Consider the following 21,147-nt stretch of genomic DNA (forward strand, 5'->3'; position numbering starts at 1 on the left):
ACATTTTTTGCTAATTAATTCATTTCAAAGCAGAATAATTTTTATACTAGGAAAGGTTTTTTAGACTAAGCCTAACCGATACCTTAAGTTCCAATTCAATTTAATTTAATTATGAAAAAAGCAATTATGCTTATTTCTCTTCTTATGAGTATTTCCCTATTCTCATTTGGACAAGAGAGAACTGTATCTGGTGTAATCACAGATATAAACGGAGACCCTCTTCCGGGTGTAGCCGTAATCCTAAAAGGTACAACACAAGGATCTGTAACAAACATTGAAGGTAGTTACAAACTCGCAGTTACTGGTGAAAACCCTACATTAGTGTATAAACTAGTAGGTTTTGTGGACGCTGAAAAAGTAGTTGGTTCCAACACTACTATTTCATTCTCAATGGAAGAAGATTTACAACAACTAGACGAAGTAGTTGTAATTGGTTACGGTACTCAGCAAGATAAGTACATGACGCAGGTAGTAGACGTTGTAAGAGCTACAGATATTGAATCTATGCCATTAACATCCACACAAGAACTTTTACAAGGTCAAGCAGCAGGTGTACAAATGGTTTCAACTTCAGGTGTAGCAGGATCTTCAGCAACTGTAAGAATTAGAGGAGCAGCTTCAATTGGTGCAGGAAACCAACCATTATACGTAGTAGATGGTGTACCGTTGAATGATGGTACTTATTCATTAACTAACGGAGCAGAGGCATTGAACCCAATTTCAGATATTAACCCGAATGATATTGAATCTGTATCTATCTTAAAAGATGCAGCTGCAGCAGCAATCTATGGTTCAAGAGGTGCAAATGGTGTAATCATCATCACAACAAAAAAAGGTCAATCAGGTAAAACAAATATTAACCTTGACTATTACACTGGTTGGTCAGAACCAACTAATATGGTAGACATGATGAATGGTGAGCAGTTTGTTGAAATGAAGACAGAGCATGCTCGTGCTCAGGGAAATACTTTACCAACATACCCTGAAGATTCATTTGATTGGGTAAACAATGCAATTAGAACAGGACGTGTATCATCATACAATTTATCAGCATCAGGAGGTAATGAGAAGACACAATTCTTTATGGGTGGTACTTATTTTGACCAGTCTACTTTTACAATTGGTAACGAGTTCGAAAGATTAAACGGACGTTTAAACTTATCGCATAAAATTTCCGATGGAGTACAAGTAGGTACGAATATCTCACTTTCTAGATCAGTGAATGATAGAATTGATTCAGATAACTCTACTGCGGCTCCATTAACATCATCTTTATTAATGCCTCCTTACGAGTTGCCTTACAATGAAGATGGTACATACAGAGATACAGGTTTTATTGAAAATATTATTGCTTTAGAAGAGTTAGCACAAAGTGAGCTAATCACAAATCGTATTATAGCAAATGCCTTCTTAAGTGTTGATTTGTACAAAGGTTTAACATTAAAAACTGATTTTGGTATAGATCTATTAAATACAGTAGAAACACAAAGAGATCCAGAATTTATTACGCCAGGGGGTACAGGTTATAAAAGAGATATCAAAGATAACAAATGGTTAAATACTACTACGTTATCTTATGGTAAAACAATTGGTAATCATACTTTTGAAGGTGTAGCTGGTCTTAGTTATGAAACTGCATCGCTTAAGGCTATAGCAGTTGGTGGATCTGGTTTTGTAAGTGACGCTCTTCCAAACGTTGGTTCAGCAGCTAACCCTACAACAACTAGTGCAACAGGTTCTGATTGGGCTTTATACTCGCAATTTATCAGAGGTAGCTATAGATTTAAAGACAAATATTTATTTGAAGTATCAGCAAGAAGAGACGGATCTTCAAGATTTGGTGCTAACAAGAAATATGGCTTTTTCTGGGCGATATCAGGTGGATGGGTATTATCTGAAGAGGCATTCTTAAAAGAAGTGTCTTGGTTGAACAACCTTAAATTATCAGCTTCTTATGGTTTATCAGGTAATGATAGAATTGGTAGATACGATTACTTAGCGTTATATGAAGGAGGCCCTGATTCAGATTATAATGGTACTGCGGGCCTTAGACCTACCACACCTGCAAATCCAGACCTTGGTTGGGAATCATCAGGAATGTATGATTTAACTTTAAATGCTTCAATGTTTAATTCTAGATTATCAGTAGAAGCTAGTATTTGGCAGAAAAATACAACTGAACTATTGTTAGATACACCACTTCCATTGACTACAGGTTTTGCTACAAGAAGTGAAAACGCTGGTGAAATGATGAACAGAGGTTTGGATTTAACGATTTCAGGTGATATTATCAGATCAAAAGATTTTACTTGGACATCTAGCTTAAATGTTGGTTTCTTGAAAAACGAAATCACGTCATTACCAGGAGCTTCTAAAGATGCTGAAGGTAGAGGTTTTATCGCTGGTACATCTTCTCAAAGAGCTGTAGAAGGACATTCAGTGAATGAATTCTTCTTAATTCGTTACAAAGGTGTAAATTCTGAGACAGGTGATGCTGAGTGGTATACAAAAGATGGTGAAGTAACAACAACCCCTTCTGCTGATGATAGAGTAATGGTAGGTTCTGCTTTACCTGATTTTACAGGTGGTTTTAGAAATAATCTATCTTACAAAGGTTTTGATCTTACAGCCTTCTTTACATTCTCACAAGGTAATAAAATTTTCCACGGTGATATGAGATTCTCTGAAAACTTGGCTTCAGGTTTTAACAAGAGTACTGCAATTTTAAATTACTGGAAGCAACCAGGTGATAATGCTTATTTCCCAAGTTTATCTAGCCCAACGTCAAATTCATTTGCACAAAGATCTACAAAACAGTTGTCAGATGCTTCTTACATCAGATTAAGAACGTTATCTATTGGTTATTCTTTACCTGCTAGTGTATTGGATAAAATGAAGTATGTTTCTAGAGCAAGATTCTATGTACAAGGAACAAACTTATTGACAATCACAGCATATGAAGGTTGGGACCCTGAAGCAAATGGTTTTGGTAACGATCCATTGGCTCAAGGTGAAACATTCTTTACACCTCCACAACCTAAAACGATTCAAGTGGGTGTAAGCTTAGGCTTATAAGAAGAAGATCAATTTTTGTAAACTGATACAATCAAAGAAATTAAAATGAAACTAAATATAATAAAGACTTTTGCAATGCTATCTCTTGGTGTTGCAACCTTCTCATCATGTGATGATCGCTTGGACTTGTTGCCTCAAGATCAGATTGCAGCTGACTTAGCTTTCGTAGATGAAAGATCAGCTAGAGGTTCTCTGATGGGTGCTTACAGTAGAATGCAAGACTTGGAAGTTTTTGGGTCTATGCCGGCGGTAATTAATGAGTACATGTCTGATAATGTTAATTTTGCAGGTTCTTTTGTGACTTTGCAAGATATCAACAATTATGTGACAAGAGCAGATAATGGTACTGTTGAAGGTATTTGGAGAGATCACTACAGAGTATTTTTAGCAGCTAATGCTGTAATTGCTAATACTCCAAATGTTGAAGATATCGGCTTTACAGACGAAGAGAAAAATCAAGTGGTAGCGGAAGCTAAATTTGTAAGAGCAATTACTTATTTCCAATTGGTTAACTTATTTGCTCATACTTATACTTTTGATAATGGAGCAGGTTTAGGAGTTCCAGTTGTTACTGAACCTTTTACAGGAGAAGTTACATTACCTGCAAGATCTACAGTAGCTGAAGTATATGCACAGATTATCAAAGATTTAGATGAAGCAAGTACATACTTATCTACATCTACTGATCCTCAGTTAGCTACATTAGGAGCTGCTGATGCCTTAAGATCTCGTGTGTACTTATACATGGGTGATTGGGCTAAAGCAAATCAATATGCTGATGCTGTAATTGCAAACAAAGGATATGTTTTAGCAACAGATTTTACGTTCTTTGGCGATAAAAACACTGCAGAGCACATCTTCAACTTACAAAATTCTGCTACTGATAACGGTGCTACCGGTTCTGGTGGATGGGCTTCTTATTACAATGCAGCTACAGATGGAGGTAGAGGAGATGCTCCGATCGCTCAAGCTTTCATTGATGCATATGACGCAACGGATTTAAGATATACAAGTCTTATTCAAGAAGATAAAGTAGATGCACAAGGACAGCCAGCAACATTTACTGCTAAATTCCCTGATGGTGTAACGGATGCTGATAATGCACCTTTATTAAGATTAACGGAAGTTCATTTAAATAAAGCTGAAGCATTAGCAGAATTGAATGGAGTAAACCAAGCTTCTCTTGATATTATCAATGATTTAAGAGAGAGAGCAGGTTTGTCATTGTTAGCACTTTCTGATTTTGCAGACAAGGCTGCGTTTATTGATGCAATCTTAGAAGAAAGAAGAAAAGAGTTAGCTTTTGAAGGTCACCGTAGACCAGACTTATTAAGAAAAGGAAAAGATTTAAGAGCTGGTAACCCTGATGCAGCTTACGGTGCTAACAAAACAATTTTACCAATTCCTCAAGATGAAATGGATATTAATCCTAGCTTGGTGCAGAATGATGGTTATTAATAGATAAATGGAAGTACAAAGTCAACGTTAAAAGCGTTGGTAAATAGACTTTCTTACTCGAAGGGGTTGTTTCAAAATTTGAGACAACCCCTTCTTTGTCGGAGAATAATTTCCGCACTCATTTTTTACGTTATAAATAGAATTATCAACACTATTAGCTATAAAAGTTAATTATACCTAATTGAATTTGATCTATTTTTTTTAAGAAAAAACCTAAAAAATAAATTTTATATCAAAATTGTATAATTTTCATCTTTATTGTTGTTTTTCATAGGTATTCATTGTAATATTTCTATAAATTATTTTGTTTAATCATATTGTTATGTTAAAAAACATAAATATTTTTGTAACATATATTTAGAAAAAAGAAGTTAATGTTATACATTAGCGGCATGGTAATTAGAAAAATAGCTAATTATCACATCAATCAACTTTCCAATTTCAATTTATTTTTAAACTAATTTTATACTATGATCAAGCTTACTTTTTTATTCGTTCAACTTTTAAAACCGTAAATTTTAAAATCAATTTCCATTATCTCAGAAAGATAATTTTAGAGTTAACTTTTTAGGCTACTCAATCTAGGTCTAATTCAAACTTTTTAAGTTCCAATTCAATTATTTTATTATGAAAAAAACACTATTATTAGTGTCTCTTATGCTGTCAGTAGTATTTGCTGCACTAGCACAGGAGAGAACAGTGTCTGGTGTAATTAAAGATCCTACAGGGGAGACTTTGCCGGGTGTAGCTGTTATTGTAAAAAGTACTACTCAAGGTACTGTTACTGGTATTGACGGATCCTACCGTCTAATGGTATCTGGTGAAAATCCAATTTTAGTTTTCAAATTAGTAGGTTACAAAACGCAAGAGGTAGCAGTAGGAGCTCAATCAACAATCTCAATTTCTCTTGAAGAAGATGTAGAACAACTTGATGAAGTTGTTGTAACAGCATTGAACGTTACAAGAGAAAAAGCTTCTTTAGGCTATGCAACTCAAACTGTTAAAGGTGAGGATGTAGCAACTGTAAAAGAGGCTAACTTTGTAAACTCATTATCAGGTAAAGTAGCTGGTGTTCAAATCAGAACAAACAACAACTTTGGTGGATCTACGAACGTTGTGATTCGTGGTACTACTTCGATTACTGGTAATAACCAACCTTTATTCGTAGTTGACGGTGTGCCGATTGACAACAGTACTGGAAACACTTCAACTCAACAAGGTGGTGGCCGTGGTTATGACTATGGTAACGCAGCTTCAGATATTAACCCTGAAGATATTGAGTCAATGAACGTATTAAAAGGTGCAGCTGCAACTGCTCTTTATGGTTCAAGAGCATCAAACGGTGCAATTGTTATTACGACTAAAAAAGGTTCAAAAAGAAAAGGTATCGGTGTAAACATCTCAAGTGGTGTTACAGTAGGTAAAATTTTAAAGAGTACATTCACTGAGTACCAAAATCAATATGGTGCGGGTTACGGTCCTTACTATGGTTCTACAGGATATTTCTTAGATGATGATGTGAACGGTGACGGTAACTTAGACTTTGTAGTTCCAACTACAGAAGATGGTTCTTACGGTGCAAAATTTGACCCAAGCTTAAATGTTTATCACTGGGATTCATTCGTAAAAGCTTCAGAAAACTACGGGAAAGCTTATGCTTGGACGGCTGGAGCAACTACACCAGTAGATTTCTTCGAAACTTCATATACTTTCAATAATAGTATTTCATTAGAGGGTGGTAATGAATCAAGTACTTTCAGATTAGGCTATACAAACTACCAATCTACAGGTATCTTACCTAACAGTGAAATGAAGAAAGATATCTTCTCTTTGACTGGTACAACAAAATTACATGAGAAATTAGAGGCGTCTGCAAGTGTGAACGTTAACATGAACTCGACTACAGGTCGTAACTCTACTGGTTACTCAGATAACTTAATGTCTCAATTTAGACAATGGTGGCAAACAAACGTTGATGTAAAATCTTTAGAGAATCTTTACCATTCAACGAATAGAAATATTACTTGGAACGCAGCAGATTACTATGATCCTGAAACTCCAATCTATTGGGATAACCCTTATTGGACTCGTTTCCAAAACTACCAAACTGACTCAAGAAACAGAGTCTATGGTAACGCATCACTTAACTATAAGCCAAACCAATGGTTAAGCGTATTAGGTCGTGCAACTATGGATCAATACACTGAATTAAGAGAGGAAAGAAGAGCAGTAGGTTCAATAGCTACACCATTTGGTGTTGCAAACAACGATGAGAAATCAGGATATTCAAGATTAGAAAGAAATGTAAGCGAGTTTAACTACGACTTAATGTTAACAGCGAACAAGTATTTCAATGATGACTTCTCTTTATTTGCTTTATTAGGTTCAAACATTCGTGTGCAAAACTTCGAAAGTGTTAATTCTTCTACAAATGGTGGTTTAGCAGTACCAGGTATTTATGCATTAAGCAACTCAGTATTACCTTTATTAAACCCAATTGAGAATAAAACAGAAAAGCAAGTTTACGGTATCTTTACAAATGTAAGTGTAGGTTATAAAAACATGTTATACTTAGACTTAACAGCAAGAAATGATATTTCATCAGCTCTACCAACTTCTAACAATTCATACTTATACGGTTCAGTTGCAGGTTCATATGTCTTCACTGAAATGTTAAAGACAGATTGGTTAAACTTTGGTAAATTCAGAGCTTCATATGGTAAAGTAGGTAATGATACTGACCCTAACAGAACTTCAGATTTCTACTACAGAAATGATAACTTTGGTAGCTCAATCATTTATACATTACCAACAAGAAAGAATAACCAAGAGTTAAAACCAGAAGAAACTTACAGTTTTGAAACTGGTATTGAATTGTCGGCTTTAGATAACAGAATTGGTTTAGATGTAGCTTACTACAAAATGAACTCATTCAATCAAATTTTCAACGTATCTACTTCAAGAGCAACAGGTTATACAAGTAAGTTCATCAACGGTGGTGAGATTGAAAACAGAGGTTGGGAAATTGCTTTAAAAGGTACTCCGATCGTGAAAGGTGGATTCAAATGGGATGTTGCTGTAAACTGGTCTAGAAACAGAAACGAAGTAATCTCATTAGTTGATGATGTTGACAACTTAGTAATCAGATCTTTCCAAGGTGGTATCAGTGCTAACGCAACTGTAGGTCAACCATACGGTATCTTAAGAGGTACAGGTTATACTTACCACGAAAACGGTGAGAAAATCGTTGATGCAAACGGTTACTACAAAGCGACTGCTGATCAAGTTATTGGTGATCCAAACCCAGATTGGAATGGTGGTTTAACAAACACATTCTCATATAAAGGAGTAAGATTAAGCTTCTTATTAGATATGCAAAAAGGTGGAGATGTTTATTCACTTGATATGCACTATGGTCAGGGTACTGGTATCACAGCTAACACTGCTGGATTAAATGACCTTGGTAACCCTGTAAGAAACTCATTAGAAGATGGTGGTGGCGTTCTTAACCCAGGCGTTCAAGAAGATGGTACTCCTAACACAGTAAGAGCTAGAGCTGATTACTATGGTGGTGCTTTCTACTGGGGTAATGGTGACAGAAACCCAGGTGAGATGACAGTTTACGATGCAACTTACGTGAAATTAAGAGAATTGTCAGTATCATATACTTTACCTAAGAAATTAGTAAGCTCATGGGCACAAAACGTAACAGTATCATTTGTAGGTAGAAACTTAGCGATTCTATACAAAAATACTCCTTACTTTGACCCTGAATCAGGTTTATCAGCTGGTAACGCACAAGGTTATGTATCAGGTGCATACCCAACAACTGCAACATACGGTTTCAAGTTAGACCTTTCTTTCTAATCTACTAATTGACAAAAAACAATGAAAAAAATAATTTTATCCTTATTAGTCGCTGGTTCATTAGTGAGCTGTAGTGATAATAAGTTTGAGGAGATTAACACACCTGTTAAGAACCCAGCGGAAGTACCAGGTTACGCTCTTTTTACAAATGGAGCAAGAGAGATGTTTGATATGATGGTTAACACAAGTGTAAACCAAAATCCATTCAGATTGTACTCTCAGTATTGGGCACAAACTACTTACCCTGAGGAAAGCCAGTACCAAATGGTACCTCGTCAAATTCCAGATAGTTACTGGGCAAATGGTTATGTGAATGTTTTAAATAACTTGACACAAGCTAAAAAAGTTACAGAGCCATTATTGGAAGATGTAAGTGTTAATCAAGAAGAGATTAAAAACCAATTGGCGGTTATCGATATTTGTATCGCATATACTTATTTATCGTTAGTAGATGCTTTTGGTAATATTCCTTACACAGATGCACTTAACATTGATATCTTAACACCTAAATACGACGATGCAGCAAGTGTTTATGATGCAATGATCGAGGTGCTTAATGGTTCAATTGCTAATATTACTGATGGAACTGCAGCTTTTTCTGCTGTTCAAGATCCAATTTACAGAGGAGACGCTACAGCTTGGAAAACTTTTGCTTACACTTTAAAGTTCAAAGTAGGTGTAATGCTTTTAGATGCTGATCCAGCAAAAGCAGCTACTTTAATTTCTGAGTCTAAAGATCATATCTTTACAAGTAATGCAGACAATGCATCAATTGAGTACTCTAGTACATCACCAAGTACAAACCCAGTTTGGGAAGCTTTAGTACAAAGTGGTCGTAAGGATTACATTATTGCAAATACAGTAGCAAATAAGCTAAATGATTTAAATGACCCAAGGTTATTTGTATTTGCACAAGATCCTATTGCATTCCCTTTCAGAACGGAAGAAGATGGTGCAGGTGAAACTGTAAAGAAAGACTCTGTATTCTCAGCTGACGATGTAGTTGGTAAGGTACTAGTTTATGAAGCTGTAGACGGTTCAGATTCAGTTGTATATAAAAAAGCACCATTTACTGTTACGGTAGAAGAAGAAAAGAAAGGTGTAAGTTTAATTGAAGGTGGTGTTTATGGTACTGCCAATTCTTACTCTAGTTTCTCTCATATTGGTAAGGCATTCTATGAGCCAGATTTGCCAGGTATAATTTTAAGTTACTCAGAAATTGAATTCTTTAAAGCTGAATTAGCAGAAAGAGGTGTTGCAGGTTATAGTGCTGCTGATGCTGAAATGTACTACAACAATGGTATTACTGCATCTTTAGCGGAGTGGGGAATCACTGATGCAACTGTAGTTGCTGATTACTTAGCTCATCCACAAGTAGCTTATGCAACAGCTGAAGGTGATTGGAAACAAAAAATTGGTTCGCAATTATGGTTAGCTTTATATAACAGAGGTTTTGAAGGGTGGACATCATGGAGAAGACTTGACTTTGAAGGTTTCGTAGCACCTCCAGGTTTATCTTTATCTGATATTCCTACAAGATTTATCTACCCAATTCAAGAAGGTACATTGAATGGAGCAAATAAATCATCAGCAGCTTCAGCAATTGGAGGTGACGAAAAAACAACAAAACTATTTTGGGATAAAAACTAATTTAGTTTGACAGATAATAAAGAAAAAAGGTTACTCTTCTTGAAGGGTGACCTTTTTTCGTTTCCTATGTAGAGAGTGGAAATAAATGATTCATTATTATCACTTTTCAATAAAAAACAGCATCTTTGCACGATCAAAAATAATCTCTGAATACAACCTTTGTTATGGACAAGATCCTAATTTACGACTTCGGTTCACAGTACACTCAGCTGATTGCAAGACGCATCAGGGAGTTAAACGTTTATTGTGAGATTTTCCCTTACAATCACGAACCAAAGATTGATCACTCTGAGTATAAAGGTGTTATCCTTTCTGGTAGCCCACACTCAGTTTTAGAAGACGATGCACCAAACTTTGATGTTTCAGACATCAGAGGAAAAATGCCTTTATTGGGTGTATGTTTCGGAGCGCAAATGTTAGCTCACCAAAATGGAGGAACTGTAGCACGTTCAGAGCACCGTGAGTACGGTCGTGCAAACCTTGACTTCATTGACCACACAAGCCCAATGATGAAAGGTATTCCAAATGACACACAAGTTTGGATGTCACACGGAGATACAATTCTTAATCTTCCTTCTACTTTCAAGGTGATTGCAAGTACAAACAGTATTCCTGTTGCGGCTTATAGAATCATCGGAGAAGATACATTCGGTTTACAATTCCACCCAGAAGTAACACACTCAAAGGATGGTAAATTCATGTTACAAGACTTTGTAGTGGGAGTTTGTGGTTGTGACCAAAGCTGGACACCAGAATCTTTTGTAGATGCTACTGTAGCATCTTTAAAAGAACAGTTAGGTGATGATAGAGTAATTCTTGGTTTATCTGGAGGTGTTGACTCTTCAGTGGCGGCAGTATTACTTCACAAAGCAATTGGTGAAAACTTATATTGTATTTTTGTTGACAACGGTTTACTTCGTAAAAATGAATTCGAATCAGTATTAAAATCTTACCATGGTTTAGGTCTTAATGTAAAAGGCGTAAATTCGAAAGATAAGTTCTATGCTGAATTAGAAGGTAAAACAGATCCGGAAGCAAAGAGAAAAGCAATTGGTAAAGTTTTCGTTGATGTTTTCGAAGAAGAATCTAAGAAAGTTGAAAACGCTAAATGGTTAGGTCAAGGTACTATTTACCCTGACGTGATCGAGTCTGTTTCTGTAAAAGGACCTTCAGCGACAATCAAATCTCACCACAACGTAGGTGGTCTTCCTGACTACATGAAATTAAAAGTAGTGGAGCCATTAAATACTTTATTCAAAGATGAAGTACGTTTGGTAGGTAAAGCATTAAACATCCCTCAAGAAATCTTAGGCCGTCATCCTTTCCCAGGTCCAGGTTTAGGTATTCGTATATTAGGTGACGTTACAGCTGAAAAGGTTGAAATCCTTCAAGAAGTAGATCATATTTTCATCCAAGGTTTAAAAGACCACGGCTTATATGACGATGTATGGCAAGCAGGTGCAATGCTTCTTCCTGTACAGTCAGTAGGTGTAATGGGTGACGAGAGAACTTATGAAAAAGTAGTTGCACTTAGAGCGGTATCATCATTAGATGGTATGACTGCCGATTGGGTACACTTACCGTATGAGTTCCTTGCTGAAATCAGTAACAATATCATCAATAGAGTAAAAGGTGTAAACAGAGTGGTATACGATATCAGCTCTAAGCCACCAGCAACTATTGAGTGGGAATAATTTGTAGGGGTAGACCTACGCGTCTACCCGTAATTTAGTAGATCCAATTATCTATCCACATTTAGATAGATGTGTCTACTAATAATATAAAAAGGTATAAGGTAAAATGATATTACCCTATACCTTTTTTTCGTTACAGAAAAATGATTAAATTGCATTTACAATTATTTAGAATTGTATTTGATTTGTAATGTATAATCTAGTCTTATCTAATAACTAGCAAAACCACTCTTTAAACCGGAGTGGTTTCTTTATAAAAAAGGTTCGGTTTGTCTCAACTCAAACCGAACCTTTTATCTTGAAAAAGAACTATGAAGTTTTTACTTTATAGGAAAAGGGTCTCCTCCTGAGCAACTTTGAGTATATGTACTTTTGCTGAAAGTTTTTGTGTATCCATTTTTGCTTAACGTAACCTTGACGGTCATACCACCTACAGAAGTTGGTCTCACATGACATTGGTTGCCAGAAGCTAACATAATTACACCTGTATTTACAGACCAAGATACTGATGTACCTGATGGTACAGAACCAGAGTATTCATATCTCGCATATGGATGCCCCATTGGATAACATGGAGAGATTAATTCATTGATTGTTAAGTTGACATTGGTGAAAGGATTTCCATCGTTACCGCCAGAAGATTCAACATTAAATGTTTTTTCATCCCCACACGGAACATCTCCCTCGACAATACATCTCACAGTCAATTTTGTAGATTTAGAATTTACTTTTACAGTAATTGAACTCCCAGTTGTAGAGCCAGTGATTACACCGCCTATAACTGTCCATCTATACGATAATGGACCGCCAATGCCAGAAGTAACCATACTAAAATTAGTATGATATCCTTGTTTGATGATACCAAGTCCCTGTTGAATATTACAATAGGTCTCAGAAATTCTAAGATTAGAAGATTCTTTTTCGTTAATTGGTTGAATAGCTTCTTCTTGTTGCTTGTTCAAGGTACAAGACATAGTAATTGCTAGCATTAAAGTTAATGCATAAGTTAGCTTTTTCATTGAAATTTAAATAATTAAAAGAGTTTTAGCTTGAGTTGAGAAGTCAGTTTAATGTTTAAATAATTGATTTATTATACTATACACCAAGCTTTTTAAAATTAATAATTAGTTTTGTTCTTTTTCGAAGTACAATTTAGTTATCTCATTCTAATAAAAAAATAAAAAGCTATTTATTTTGCGTTTACTTTGTTATTAGTAAAGTTGAGGCAAAATAAATAGCTTATTCTATTGGTCAGGTACTAACTTAACTTCTGCTGTAATACTTGCCACAATACAACCCCTAGGGTAACAGAAACATTTAATGAGTGCTTCGTACCAAACTGAGGAATTTCCAATGCAATATCCGATGCTTCAATCGCTTCTTGACTTACACCCATCACTTCATTACCGAATATCAAGGCTACTTTTTCTTCCGCAGTAGTCTGAAAATCTTGAAGAGAGGTAGAACCTTCCACTTGTTCAACAGCGATAATTTTATACCCTTCTTCTTTCAAACTTTTAATAGCCTCTACTGTATCGTCAAAATGTTCCCAAGTGACAGTATCTTGTGCACCCAAAGCAGTTTTGTGAATATCACGATGAGGAGGTTTACCGGTAATACCACATAAAACGACTTTTTCAATAGCAAAAGCATCGCCTGTTCTGAAAGCAGAGCCAACATTATTAAGGCTTCTGATATTATCAAGAACAACAACAATATTATTTTTCTTCTGACTTTTGAACTCTTCAGCACTTACTCTGTTAAGTTCATCCATGCTTAATTTTCTCATATATATTAATCTCCTATTGGATAATGACTCATTCTTCTTCTTTCAATCTTATTGATAGCCAATTCACGGTTACTGAATAACGTGTTGTAAGTAGTTTGATCTTCAATCAATGTGGTATCTTTCTCCATATAATTAAAGATTGTCTCTACAATACCAGAAATTTCTTCTTTAATAGAATAAAAAGACCATTGATCCACCTTTCTAACATTAAGTAGGCCAGCATTTTTCATATAGATCAAATGTCTTGAGGTTTTAGTTTGGGTATAATCTAAAACCAGTTCAATATCTGAAATACACATCTCTTCATTTTCATAAAGAAGGTGCATGATACGTATCCTAGACTCCTCTCCAAGGGCCTTCATAATTTGGGTTCCGATGGAAAGGTTAAAGTGTTTAAGTTTCATATAATAGTCTTCGCATTAATTTGCATTAGCAAATATACTAATCTTGAATTCAAATAAGAATAATATCTATATTTTACATCTTGTTAAGGAAAACAGCCTCTTAATTGAAGATTTATGGAAATATCATATTAAAATTCCAAGAAAATCATTTTTATTTCTAAAAATGTTTCTAAATAAACTTTCTATACATTATTATTGTTATAGGTAAAGATAATAGGTTAGTCACCTATTATATGGCATGATACACCAGTAACATTAACCAGTTGTGGAAAGACATTCGATACATATTGAATGTCTTTTTTTTGTATTCCATTATAAGACCTTTATTTTGAATTTCTTAGTGTGTATCTTCGCAACATTAGAAAGATACAACTATGGCAGAGAGAATAATAAAAATCGGTACTCGTAAAAGTAAGCTCGCTTTATGGCAAGCTTATTATGTAAAAGAGCTTTTAGAGAAAAATAATCATAAGGCTGAACTTGTACTGATAGAAACAAAAGGAGATAAAATTTTAGACCGTTCACTTTCAAAAATTGGTTCAAAAGGTGTTTTCACTGAAGAATTAGAAGAACAATTAAGAAATGGAGGGATTGATATTGCGGTTCATAGTGCAAAAGATATGCAGGCCTCTTTAGGTGATGATTTTGAATTAATTGCCTTTACTGAAAGAGAAGCGTGCCATGATGTATTTGTGAGCCATAAAGAAGGATTAGAGATCAATTCGTCTTCAGCTATTGTGATTGGTACTTCTTCTGTACGAAGAGTAGCAATGCTTAAAAGCCAATTCCCTAATGCAAAAATTGTTGACGTTAGAGGGAACTTACAAACAAGAATTCAGAAAATGAAAGATGGTTTGTGTGACGTATTGATGTTGGCGTATGCTGGGGTTCATAGAATGGAATACGATGATATGATTGTTCACGAATTGCCATTAGATACTTTTACTCCAGCAACGGGACAAGGGTGTGTAGCTATCGAATCTGCGGTAACATTGGATGCAGAGGTTAAAGAAGCAGTAAGAAATGCAGTCAATGATGAGGATACAGAGCGTTGTGTAAGAGGTGAAAGAGCCTTTTTGAGAGAATTACAAGGTGGCTGTAGTATTCCTGCTTTTTGTTTGGCAACATGGACAGAAGATAAACAAATTAATATCACAGGAGGTTTAGCAGTACCAGAAGGCAAGCCTCAAATTCGTTACACCTATACTGTAGATGCTGATAAAGTAGAGGAGGCGGGAACTCAAATTGCAAAGGAAACTTTAGCAAGCGGTGGTGCCGAAATATTAGCAGCATTAAAAAACTAAACTTTATTACATATCGCTATGAAAGGACTAATGGACCAAAACTTCGGTCAAGGAGAAATAGTTATATCAAAAGTAGACGACCTCATTAACTGGGCTCGTTTGTCATCACTTTGGCCTTTAGGCTTTGGGTTAGCATGTTGTGCTATTGAGATGATGAGTACCTTTGCTTCCAATTATGATTTGGATCGTTTTGGAGTATTTCCAAGAGCAACACCAAGACAGTCGGATTGTATGATTATTTCGGGAACGGTTACTTTCAAAATGGCTGATAGAGTGCGTCGTTTATATGAACAAATGGCAGAACCTAGGTATGTAATTTCAATGGGATCTTGTTCAAATTGTGGCGGTCCTTATTGGGAACATGGCTATAATGTAGTAAAGGGTGTAGATAGAATTATTCCAGTGGATGTTTATGTACCAGGATGCCCACCAAGACCAGAAGCGTTGATTGGTGGAATATTAAAGTTAAGAGATGAAATCAAAAAAGAAACTTTAATGGCTCCAACTGCTGTAGAAAATCTATTAAAAGAAAAAACGGCTTAGAAATGACAACAGAAGAGATATTAGCTTTTATCAATGAAAATCTATCAGATTGTAAATTGACTTATAATCCTATTAAGCCACAAGATGAAATCATAGTGGAAGGAGAGAATATTGCAACAGTTTGTCAGTTTTTGAAGGAGAATAAAACTACTTATTTTGATTCACTTTCTTGTTTGACAGGTGTAGATAATGGCCCTGCAAAAAAAACAATGGAAGTGATTTATCACCTTTATTCAATCCCTTTCGGTCATAGATTGACATTAAAAGTAATGTTGGACAGAGAAAACCCAACTTTACCGAGTGTGACTTCTGTTTGGAGAGCAGCGGACTGGCATGAAAGAGAAGCTTATGATTTAGTGGGTATTCGTTTTGAGAATCATCCTGATTTAAGACGAATTTTATCGCCAGATGACTGGGTTGGTCATCCGCTTCAAAAAGATTATGAGCCTGAAGAGAGGTATCATGGAATTAAAATCAAATATGAAAAAGATTAGATTTTAAATCACTCAAATTTTCAAGAAACAAAAAGAGCAATTGTGATATGAAGTTACAATTGCTCTTTTTGTTTCTTGAAAAGGATGAAAAAGAAATTACTTTTTTCGCTTTCCTTTTCCTTCACTGATACTAAATTGCCTTCTTGACATCTCAAATAATATTAAGAACAATAAGGTAATAGCTACTCCTAATGTATTGATGGCGCTCATATCTTTAGAGAATACAATGATTCTTCCAATCAAAGAAAGGAGTGTCATGGCCATACCAATTGTAATAATATTTTTAGTGAAATATATAATGCCTATCGATGCGAAAAGTAATTGGAAAAGGACATTGACATTGGTTCTTAAATTGGATTGTCCCATCCAAATATCTGCAAAGTATAAGCAGAAAATCATAAAGTAAAAGATCAATTGAGCGTTTTGGAAACCAGGAGTAATGACCTCTGCTTGATTGCCTTCATGGTCATTTTTGCCAGAGAAAATAGTAAATAAAAGGTATCCAAAAGCTAATCCAAAGACATAGAATAAAGCACCCCAAAGTGCTTGACTCACAATTTCCTCAGTAGCTAAGCTATCACTGAACTGTATAAATGAGCTTGCAGTAGACATTATCACATATATACCAAAACCAAGGGCCAGGTGTAAAAGGTTTTTGGTAGCGATGAAATGACGAATGATTAATAATGAAATAATCAGAGCAACTAATTTTCTAGAAAGTGTATGTAAAATAGATTCTAAATACACCACTTCTCCTCCTTGCTGAATGTAAAGGTTGAGCATTACATTCATCCACAATCCCATGATGCCTACCCAGAAAATTGCTTTTTCTTTATATCCTTTTAATAGTCCGATACCTAAAAATAGGATGGCAGGTGAGCTGAAAAGACTTGTGACAATGAGCCCAATTGTAGTCCACGTGCTTGCATTTCCTCCATTAATTAATCCATAAATAAGAGGGAAAATCTGTACAATAATAAAACCTAGTCCGAAAGCGAAACCAAAGTTTTTGTACTCTTTCTCAGATTGTAATGTTAGTTTATTCATAAAAATAAAAAAGTAGTGAAAGTTTGTACGAACAATTCTAAATCTAAACTTTATCTTTTAATAATTCAATTAATTTAGAAACTGCTCTGCCTCTGTGGCTAATTTTATTTTTTTCAGCAGAAGATAATTGAGCAAATGTTTTCGTTTCATTTTCAGGCTGGAAAATAGGATCATAACCAAATCCTTGATCACCTGTTCTTTCAGAAATAATTTCACCTTTCGCTTCTCCCTCTACTTGTTCCACATTTCCTTCCCAAAGCAACGTAATGACTGTTCTGAACCTAGCCGATCTGTCTTCTTTTCCTTCAAGGTTCTTCAATACCAAATCCATATTATCTTCAGAATCACGTTGAGGGCCTGCGTACCTTGCTGAATAAACCCCTGGCTCATTATTAAGTGCCGTTACTTCTAAGCCTGTATCATCAGCAAAGCAACTTACTCCATAATTATCCCAAACGTATTGTGCCTTTTGCAGAGAATTTCCTTCTAAAGTTTCTTGTGTTTCAGGCAGCTCTTCCTCACAACCAATTTCTTTAAGACTTACAATAGTGTAAAGTCCATCTAATTGCTGTTGTATTTCCTTTAATTTATTGACATTGTTTGTCGCAAAACAGATTTTTTTCATCTCGTTGTTAAATTAATTACACACACTTTTAAAATTGAGTCACTAATTACGGAACTTTTCCTTAAACTCTTTCAAAAAATCCTCATCATAAGGTTCCTCATCCACTTCTTCTTTATAAACTTCAAACCCAGCTTTTTGATAGACTTTAATTGCTGAAGGATGATCATATTCACAAGTATGCAACCATACATTTTCCACCTCCTCTAACTTTTCGATATAATGAGTGGCATGAGTGAGGAAAGGTAAGCCCAACTGTTTTCCGATATAATCTGGCATTAGTCCGAAGTAAACGATTTCGGGTCTTGTTGCATCTTTAAAATCAAACTCTATAAAACCGGCTGTTTCTCCCTCCACTTCTAGTAAATAGAATTTAGACTTCGGTGAGTTTAGCCAGTCACTTAGTTCTTCCTCGGCCATTAAAACTCTTCCGGTCCAGCCCCAGTCTTTTCCAATAGCATTGTACACATCAAGATATTCAGAGTTATTTTTAGGAAGCCATTCTTTGATTTCTCCCTTCAAAGAAAACTTTAAATGTGTTTGTACCTTTTTATCTTTCTGTAAATACCATGTTTTTACAGGAATAGTGATATAAGCCATGACTTTCTCATTTTTTTTATTTAGATCTTCAATATTAATGAAAACTTTTGTTGAGATTACCGCATTATATAAGTAATTTAATTAAAGCTAAGTACAAAGCCGGCAATTTAAGCCTATTAAAACCTAAATATTAAAAGTGAGAATTCTATTTGTAGGTCTTATTAAAGGCGGTTTGAAAAACAGAGATAGACTATTGATCGTTTTTAAGTCATCGTTATCACGAGAAATACTAATTAATAGCATGAAATAGTTTTTGTCTTGGTACTTAAAGATTATCTTCACTCCTTTAAAAGTAAAGCCATGGCAGAATTTTTTAGAATCAATGCAGATAATCCCCAAGAGAGGTTGCTCAATCAAGTAGTAAATATCTTGAGAAAAGGAGGGTTAATTATATATCCAACAGATACAGTTTACGGTGTAGGGTGTGATCTTATGAATCAAAATGCACTTAAAAAGCTTATCCGTTTTAAGGGGTTGAAACCAAATAAAATGAATCTTTCTTTTATCTGTTATGACCTTTCAGATATTACAAACTATGTAAAGCATATTGAAACACCTACTTTTAGGGTATTGAAAAAGGCTTTACCTGGACCTTTTACCTTTATTATGCAAGCGAGTAATTCAGTACCAAAATTGGTCGACTCCAAGAAAAAAGAGGTAGGTATTCGTGTTCCAGATCATAATATTCCAAGAGATCTAGTCAATCTATTAGGCAATCCTATTGTTACCACTTCATTAAAAATGAATGATGATATACAAGAATATCCTACCGACCCGGAACTTATTTATGAGGAATATGGTCATTTAGTGGATGCTGTTATTGATGGAGGATATGGAAACATTCATTTATCGACAGTAATCAACTTAGTTGGCGGAGATTTTGATGTAGTTCGTCAAGGTTTGGGAGACATAGAGGATTATTTATAATCAAAATCAGAAGAATTTCAATAAGAAATTATAAAGTCTGATTATTAGTGCTCAGCTACAGTTAAGACAAAATTTTACTTATTTAATATATCATGAAACGAGTATTAATCACGGGAGCCGCAGGTTTCCTTGGCTCACACTTATGTGACAAATTTTTAGCAAATGGTTTCAAAGTTGTAGGAATGGATAATTTCTTAACAGGTAGTGAAGACAATATTTCACACCTTTTCGGAAATCCAAACTTTGAATTTTACCACCATGATGTAACAAAGTTTGTTCACGTATCTGGTGATTTAGATTACATCTTACATTTTGCTTCTCCAGCAAGCCCAATCGACTACTTAGAAATGCCAATTCAAACCCTAAAAGTAGGTTCATTAGCACCTTACAACTTATTAGGTTTGGCAAGAGTGAAAAAAGCACGTTTTATGATCGCATCGACCTCTGAGGTATATGGTGATCCTAATGTACACCCTCAGAAGGAAGATTATTGGGGTAATGTAAACCCAATTGGACCAAGAGGCGTATATGATGAAGCAAAGCGTTTTCAAGAAGCGATTACTATGGGATACCACACATTCCATGGTGTAAATACAGGTATGGTAAGAATCTTCAATACGTATGGTCCTCGTATGCGTCTGAATGACGGTAGAGCATTACCAGCATTTATGAGTCAGGCATTGAGAGGTGAAGATATTACAGTTTTCGGTGACGGTTCACAAACAAGATCTTTCTGCTATGTAGATGATTTAGTAGAAGGTATTTATAGATTAACAATGTCTGATTACCATGATCCAGTAAATATTGGTAACCCTCAAGAAATCACTATTAAGGATTTTGCAGAAGAGATTGTGAAGTTGACGAACTCAGGTTCTAAGATTGTTTATAAAGATCTTCCTAAAGATGATCCAAAACAACGTCAACCAGATATTACAAGAGCAAGAGAAATTCTAGATTGGGAGCCAAAAGTAGATCGTTCTGAAGGCCTGAAGCGTACTTTGGAATATTTTATGGAAAAAGTGAAGTAGTTTTTGACTTTAAAGTCCATAATACTGTATCTTTAGTTTAGAAAATAGTTTGGAGCATGTTGAATGTATTGTTTTAAAGGACGTTACATAGAGCATGCTCTGAATAGTTTTTTTATTTTAATCGTTAACGTTTATTTGCTTGAACTAACATTAATGTTATATTTGTCTAGACAAAAACCTCCAATTACAAAAAATGACTAGTGAAGAGAAAAAAGCTTATCTATTAATCAAATCGGTGATATTCCATTATCACGGACTAGATGAGGATGAACAAGCAATCTTGGAGGAGACTGCCACTAACATTCAAGGTCATGAAGAATTGGAATGGGCAACGCAGTTTATCGGAGAAGATTATGTCAATGCTTTTGATAGAGCAAAAGATTATCTCTCTGATGTAATGATGGATTTTCCTCCAGAAACGAGATTAAAATACATACGTCTTGCATGGGATGCCAACAATAGAAAAGGGTATATCAGTGAGATGGAAGCTACTGCTATGCTTAAATTAGCGAACACTTTGGGTGTCCAAGGTGACTTCTTAGCTTATATTAAGTCTGCGAATTAGAAAAAAAAGATACTTTTTAGTAGATATGAACCTCTTCTTTATAAAGGAGAGGTTTTTTTTGTGCAAATTCGCATAAATAT

General features: G+C 35.2%; 17 protein-coding genes. 11 read left to right on the forward strand and 6 right to left on the reverse strand.

Going from position 1 to position 21,147, the window contains the following annotated elements:
• Positions 1-111: 111 nt before the first annotated feature.
• The 5 genes from PL77_RS24785 to guaA all read left to right on the forward strand — a co-directional run bounded on the left by PL77_RS24785 (position 112) and on the right by guaA (position 11,744).
• Positions 112-3,075, forward strand: a complete 2,964-nt coding sequence (locus PL77_RS24785; protein ID WP_253274017.1) for a TonB-dependent receptor — start codon at positions 112-114, stop codon at positions 3,073-3,075.
• A gap of 45 nt (positions 3,076-3,120) precedes the next feature.
• A complete protein-coding gene (locus PL77_RS24790) occupies positions 3,121-4,533 on the forward strand; it encodes a RagB/SusD family nutrient uptake outer membrane protein (RefSeq protein ID WP_253274018.1) in 1,413 nt (470 codons plus the stop codon).
• Positions 4,534-5,160: 627 nt separating this feature from the next.
• On the forward strand, positions 5,161-8,400 hold the full coding sequence (locus tag PL77_RS24795) for a SusC/RagA family TonB-linked outer membrane protein (protein WP_044211430.1): 3,240 nt from the start codon (positions 5,161-5,163) through the stop codon (positions 8,398-8,400).
• Between the two features lie 21 nt (positions 8,401-8,421).
• Complete coding sequence (locus PL77_RS24800; protein ID WP_044211432.1) at positions 8,422-10,050, forward strand: SusD/RagB family nutrient-binding outer membrane lipoprotein; 1,629 nt, start codon at positions 8,422-8,424, stop codon at positions 10,048-10,050.
• 164 nt (positions 10,051-10,214) lie between these two features.
• Positions 10,215-11,744: a glutamine-hydrolyzing GMP synthase gene (gene guaA / locus PL77_RS24805; RefSeq protein ID WP_044211434.1), complete on the forward strand. Its 1,530-nt coding sequence runs from the start codon at positions 10,215-10,217 to the stop codon at positions 11,742-11,744.
• Between the two features lie 320 nt (positions 11,745-12,064).
• Here guaA and PL77_RS24810 read toward each other — a convergent pair whose 3' ends face one another.
• The 3 genes from PL77_RS24810 to PL77_RS24820 form a co-directional block, all read right to left on the reverse strand.
• A complete protein-coding gene (locus PL77_RS24810; protein ID WP_044211436.1) occupies positions 12,065-12,763 on the reverse strand; it encodes a hypothetical protein in 699 nt (232 codons plus the stop codon).
• A gap of 239 nt (positions 12,764-13,002) precedes the next feature.
• Complete coding sequence (locus PL77_RS24815) at positions 13,003-13,533, reverse strand: RNA methyltransferase (RefSeq protein ID WP_044211437.1); 531 nt, start codon at positions 13,531-13,533, stop codon at positions 13,003-13,005.
• A 5-nt stretch (positions 13,534-13,538) separates the two neighbouring features.
• The gene (locus PL77_RS24820) at positions 13,539-13,937 is read right to left on the reverse strand and encodes a metalloregulator ArsR/SmtB family transcription factor (protein ID WP_044211439.1); all 399 of its coding nucleotides are present in this window, start codon (positions 13,935-13,937) and stop codon (positions 13,539-13,541) included.
• Between the two features lie 374 nt (positions 13,938-14,311).
• On the opposite strand from PL77_RS24820, the gene hemC reads away from it, so the two are divergent.
• From hemC to PL77_RS24835, 3 genes are read left to right on the forward strand one after another with little or no spacing between them, the layout of a single operon-like run.
• Entirely contained in the window at positions 14,312-15,241 is a 930-nt protein-coding gene (hemC, locus tag PL77_RS24825; protein WP_044211441.1) for a hydroxymethylbilane synthase, read from the forward strand.
• 18 nt (positions 15,242-15,259) lie between these two features.
• Positions 15,260-15,784 (forward strand): NADH-quinone oxidoreductase subunit NuoB, encoded by a 525-nt coding sequence (gene nuoB / locus PL77_RS24830; protein ID WP_044211443.1) that lies wholly within the window; start codon positions 15,260-15,262, stop codon positions 15,782-15,784.
• Between the two features lie 2 nt (positions 15,785-15,786).
• Positions 15,787-16,278, forward strand: coding sequence for an NADH-quinone oxidoreductase subunit C (locus tag PL77_RS24835; protein ID WP_044211444.1), 492 nt, complete (start codon positions 15,787-15,789; stop codon positions 16,276-16,278).
• Positions 16,279-16,374: 96 nt separating this feature from the next.
• On the opposite strand, the gene PL77_RS24840 is transcribed toward PL77_RS24835, so the two are convergent.
• From PL77_RS24840 to PL77_RS24850, 3 genes are read right to left on the reverse strand one after another with little or no spacing between them, the layout of a single operon-like run.
• The gene (locus PL77_RS24840; RefSeq protein ID WP_044211446.1) at positions 16,375-17,325 is read right to left on the reverse strand and encodes a hypothetical protein; all 951 of its coding nucleotides are present in this window, start codon (positions 17,323-17,325) and stop codon (positions 16,375-16,377) included.
• Between the two features lie 43 nt (positions 17,326-17,368).
• On the reverse strand, positions 17,369-17,950 hold the full coding sequence (locus tag PL77_RS24845) for a non-canonical purine NTP diphosphatase (protein WP_044211447.1): 582 nt from the start codon (positions 17,948-17,950) through the stop codon (positions 17,369-17,371).
• Between the two features lie 42 nt (positions 17,951-17,992).
• Complete coding sequence (locus PL77_RS24850; protein WP_044211449.1) at positions 17,993-18,547, reverse strand: GNAT family N-acetyltransferase; 555 nt, start codon at positions 18,545-18,547, stop codon at positions 17,993-17,995.
• Between the two features lie 300 nt (positions 18,548-18,847).
• On the opposite strand from PL77_RS24850, the gene PL77_RS24855 reads away from it, so the two are divergent.
• From PL77_RS24855 to PL77_RS24865, 3 genes are all read left to right on the forward strand, one after another.
• Entirely contained in the window at positions 18,848-19,474 is a 627-nt protein-coding gene (locus PL77_RS24855) for an L-threonylcarbamoyladenylate synthase (protein WP_044211450.1), read from the forward strand.
• 92 nt (positions 19,475-19,566) lie between these two features.
• The gene (locus PL77_RS24860) at positions 19,567-20,502 is read left to right on the forward strand and encodes a UDP-glucuronic acid decarboxylase family protein (protein ID WP_044211451.1); all 936 of its coding nucleotides are present in this window, start codon (positions 19,567-19,569) and stop codon (positions 20,500-20,502) included.
• A 193-nt stretch (positions 20,503-20,695) separates the two neighbouring features.
• A complete protein-coding gene (locus PL77_RS24865; protein WP_044211452.1) occupies positions 20,696-21,067 on the forward strand; it encodes a hypothetical protein in 372 nt (123 codons plus the stop codon).
• The last annotated feature ends 80 nt before the right edge of the window (positions 21,068-21,147 follow it).

This window comes from Flammeovirga sp. OC4, from assembly GCF_000812565.1.
GTDB lineage: Bacteria > Bacteroidota > Bacteroidia > Cytophagales > Flammeovirgaceae > Flammeovirga.

Coding starts and splice junctions, on each gene's coding strand:
- PL77_RS24785 (WP_253274017.1), top strand. CDS start 112: ATGAAAAAAGCAATTATGCTTATTTCTCTTCTTATGAGTATTTCCCTA.
- PL77_RS24790 (WP_253274018.1), top strand. CDS start 3,121: ATGAAACTAAATATAATAAAGACTTTTGCAATGCTATCTCTTGGTGTT.
- PL77_RS24795 (WP_044211430.1), top strand. CDS start 5,161: ATGAAAAAAACACTATTATTAGTGTCTCTTATGCTGTCAGTAGTATTT.
- PL77_RS24800 (WP_044211432.1), top strand. CDS start 8,422: ATGAAAAAAATAATTTTATCCTTATTAGTCGCTGGTTCATTAGTGAGC.
- guaA (WP_044211434.1), top strand. CDS start 10,215: ATGGACAAGATCCTAATTTACGACTTCGGTTCACAGTACACTCAGCTG.
- PL77_RS24810 (WP_044211436.1), bottom strand. CDS start 12,763: ATGAAAAAGCTAACTTATGCATTAACTTTAATGCTAGCAATTACTATG.
- PL77_RS24815 (WP_044211437.1), bottom strand. CDS start 13,533: ATGAGAAAATTAAGCATGGATGAACTTAACAGAGTAAGTGCTGAAGAG.
- PL77_RS24820 (WP_044211439.1), bottom strand. CDS start 13,937: ATGAAACTTAAACACTTTAACCTTTCCATCGGAACCCAAATTATGAAG.
- hemC (WP_044211441.1), top strand. CDS start 14,312: ATGGCAGAGAGAATAATAAAAATCGGTACTCGTAAAAGTAAGCTCGCT.
- nuoB (WP_044211443.1), top strand. CDS start 15,260: ATGAAAGGACTAATGGACCAAAACTTCGGTCAAGGAGAAATAGTTATA.
- PL77_RS24835 (WP_044211444.1), top strand. CDS start 15,787: ATGACAACAGAAGAGATATTAGCTTTTATCAATGAAAATCTATCAGAT.
- PL77_RS24840 (WP_044211446.1), bottom strand. CDS start 17,325: ATGAATAAACTAACATTACAATCTGAGAAAGAGTACAAAAACTTTGGT.
- PL77_RS24845 (WP_044211447.1), bottom strand. CDS start 17,950: ATGAAAAAAATCTGTTTTGCGACAAACAATGTCAATAAATTAAAGGAA.
- PL77_RS24850 (WP_044211449.1), bottom strand. CDS start 18,547: ATGGCTTATATCACTATTCCTGTAAAAACATGGTATTTACAGAAAGAT.
- PL77_RS24855 (WP_044211450.1), top strand. CDS start 18,848: ATGGCAGAATTTTTTAGAATCAATGCAGATAATCCCCAAGAGAGGTTG.
- PL77_RS24860 (WP_044211451.1), top strand. CDS start 19,567: ATGAAACGAGTATTAATCACGGGAGCCGCAGGTTTCCTTGGCTCACAC.
- PL77_RS24865 (WP_044211452.1), top strand. CDS start 20,696: ATGACTAGTGAAGAGAAAAAAGCTTATCTATTAATCAAATCGGTGATA.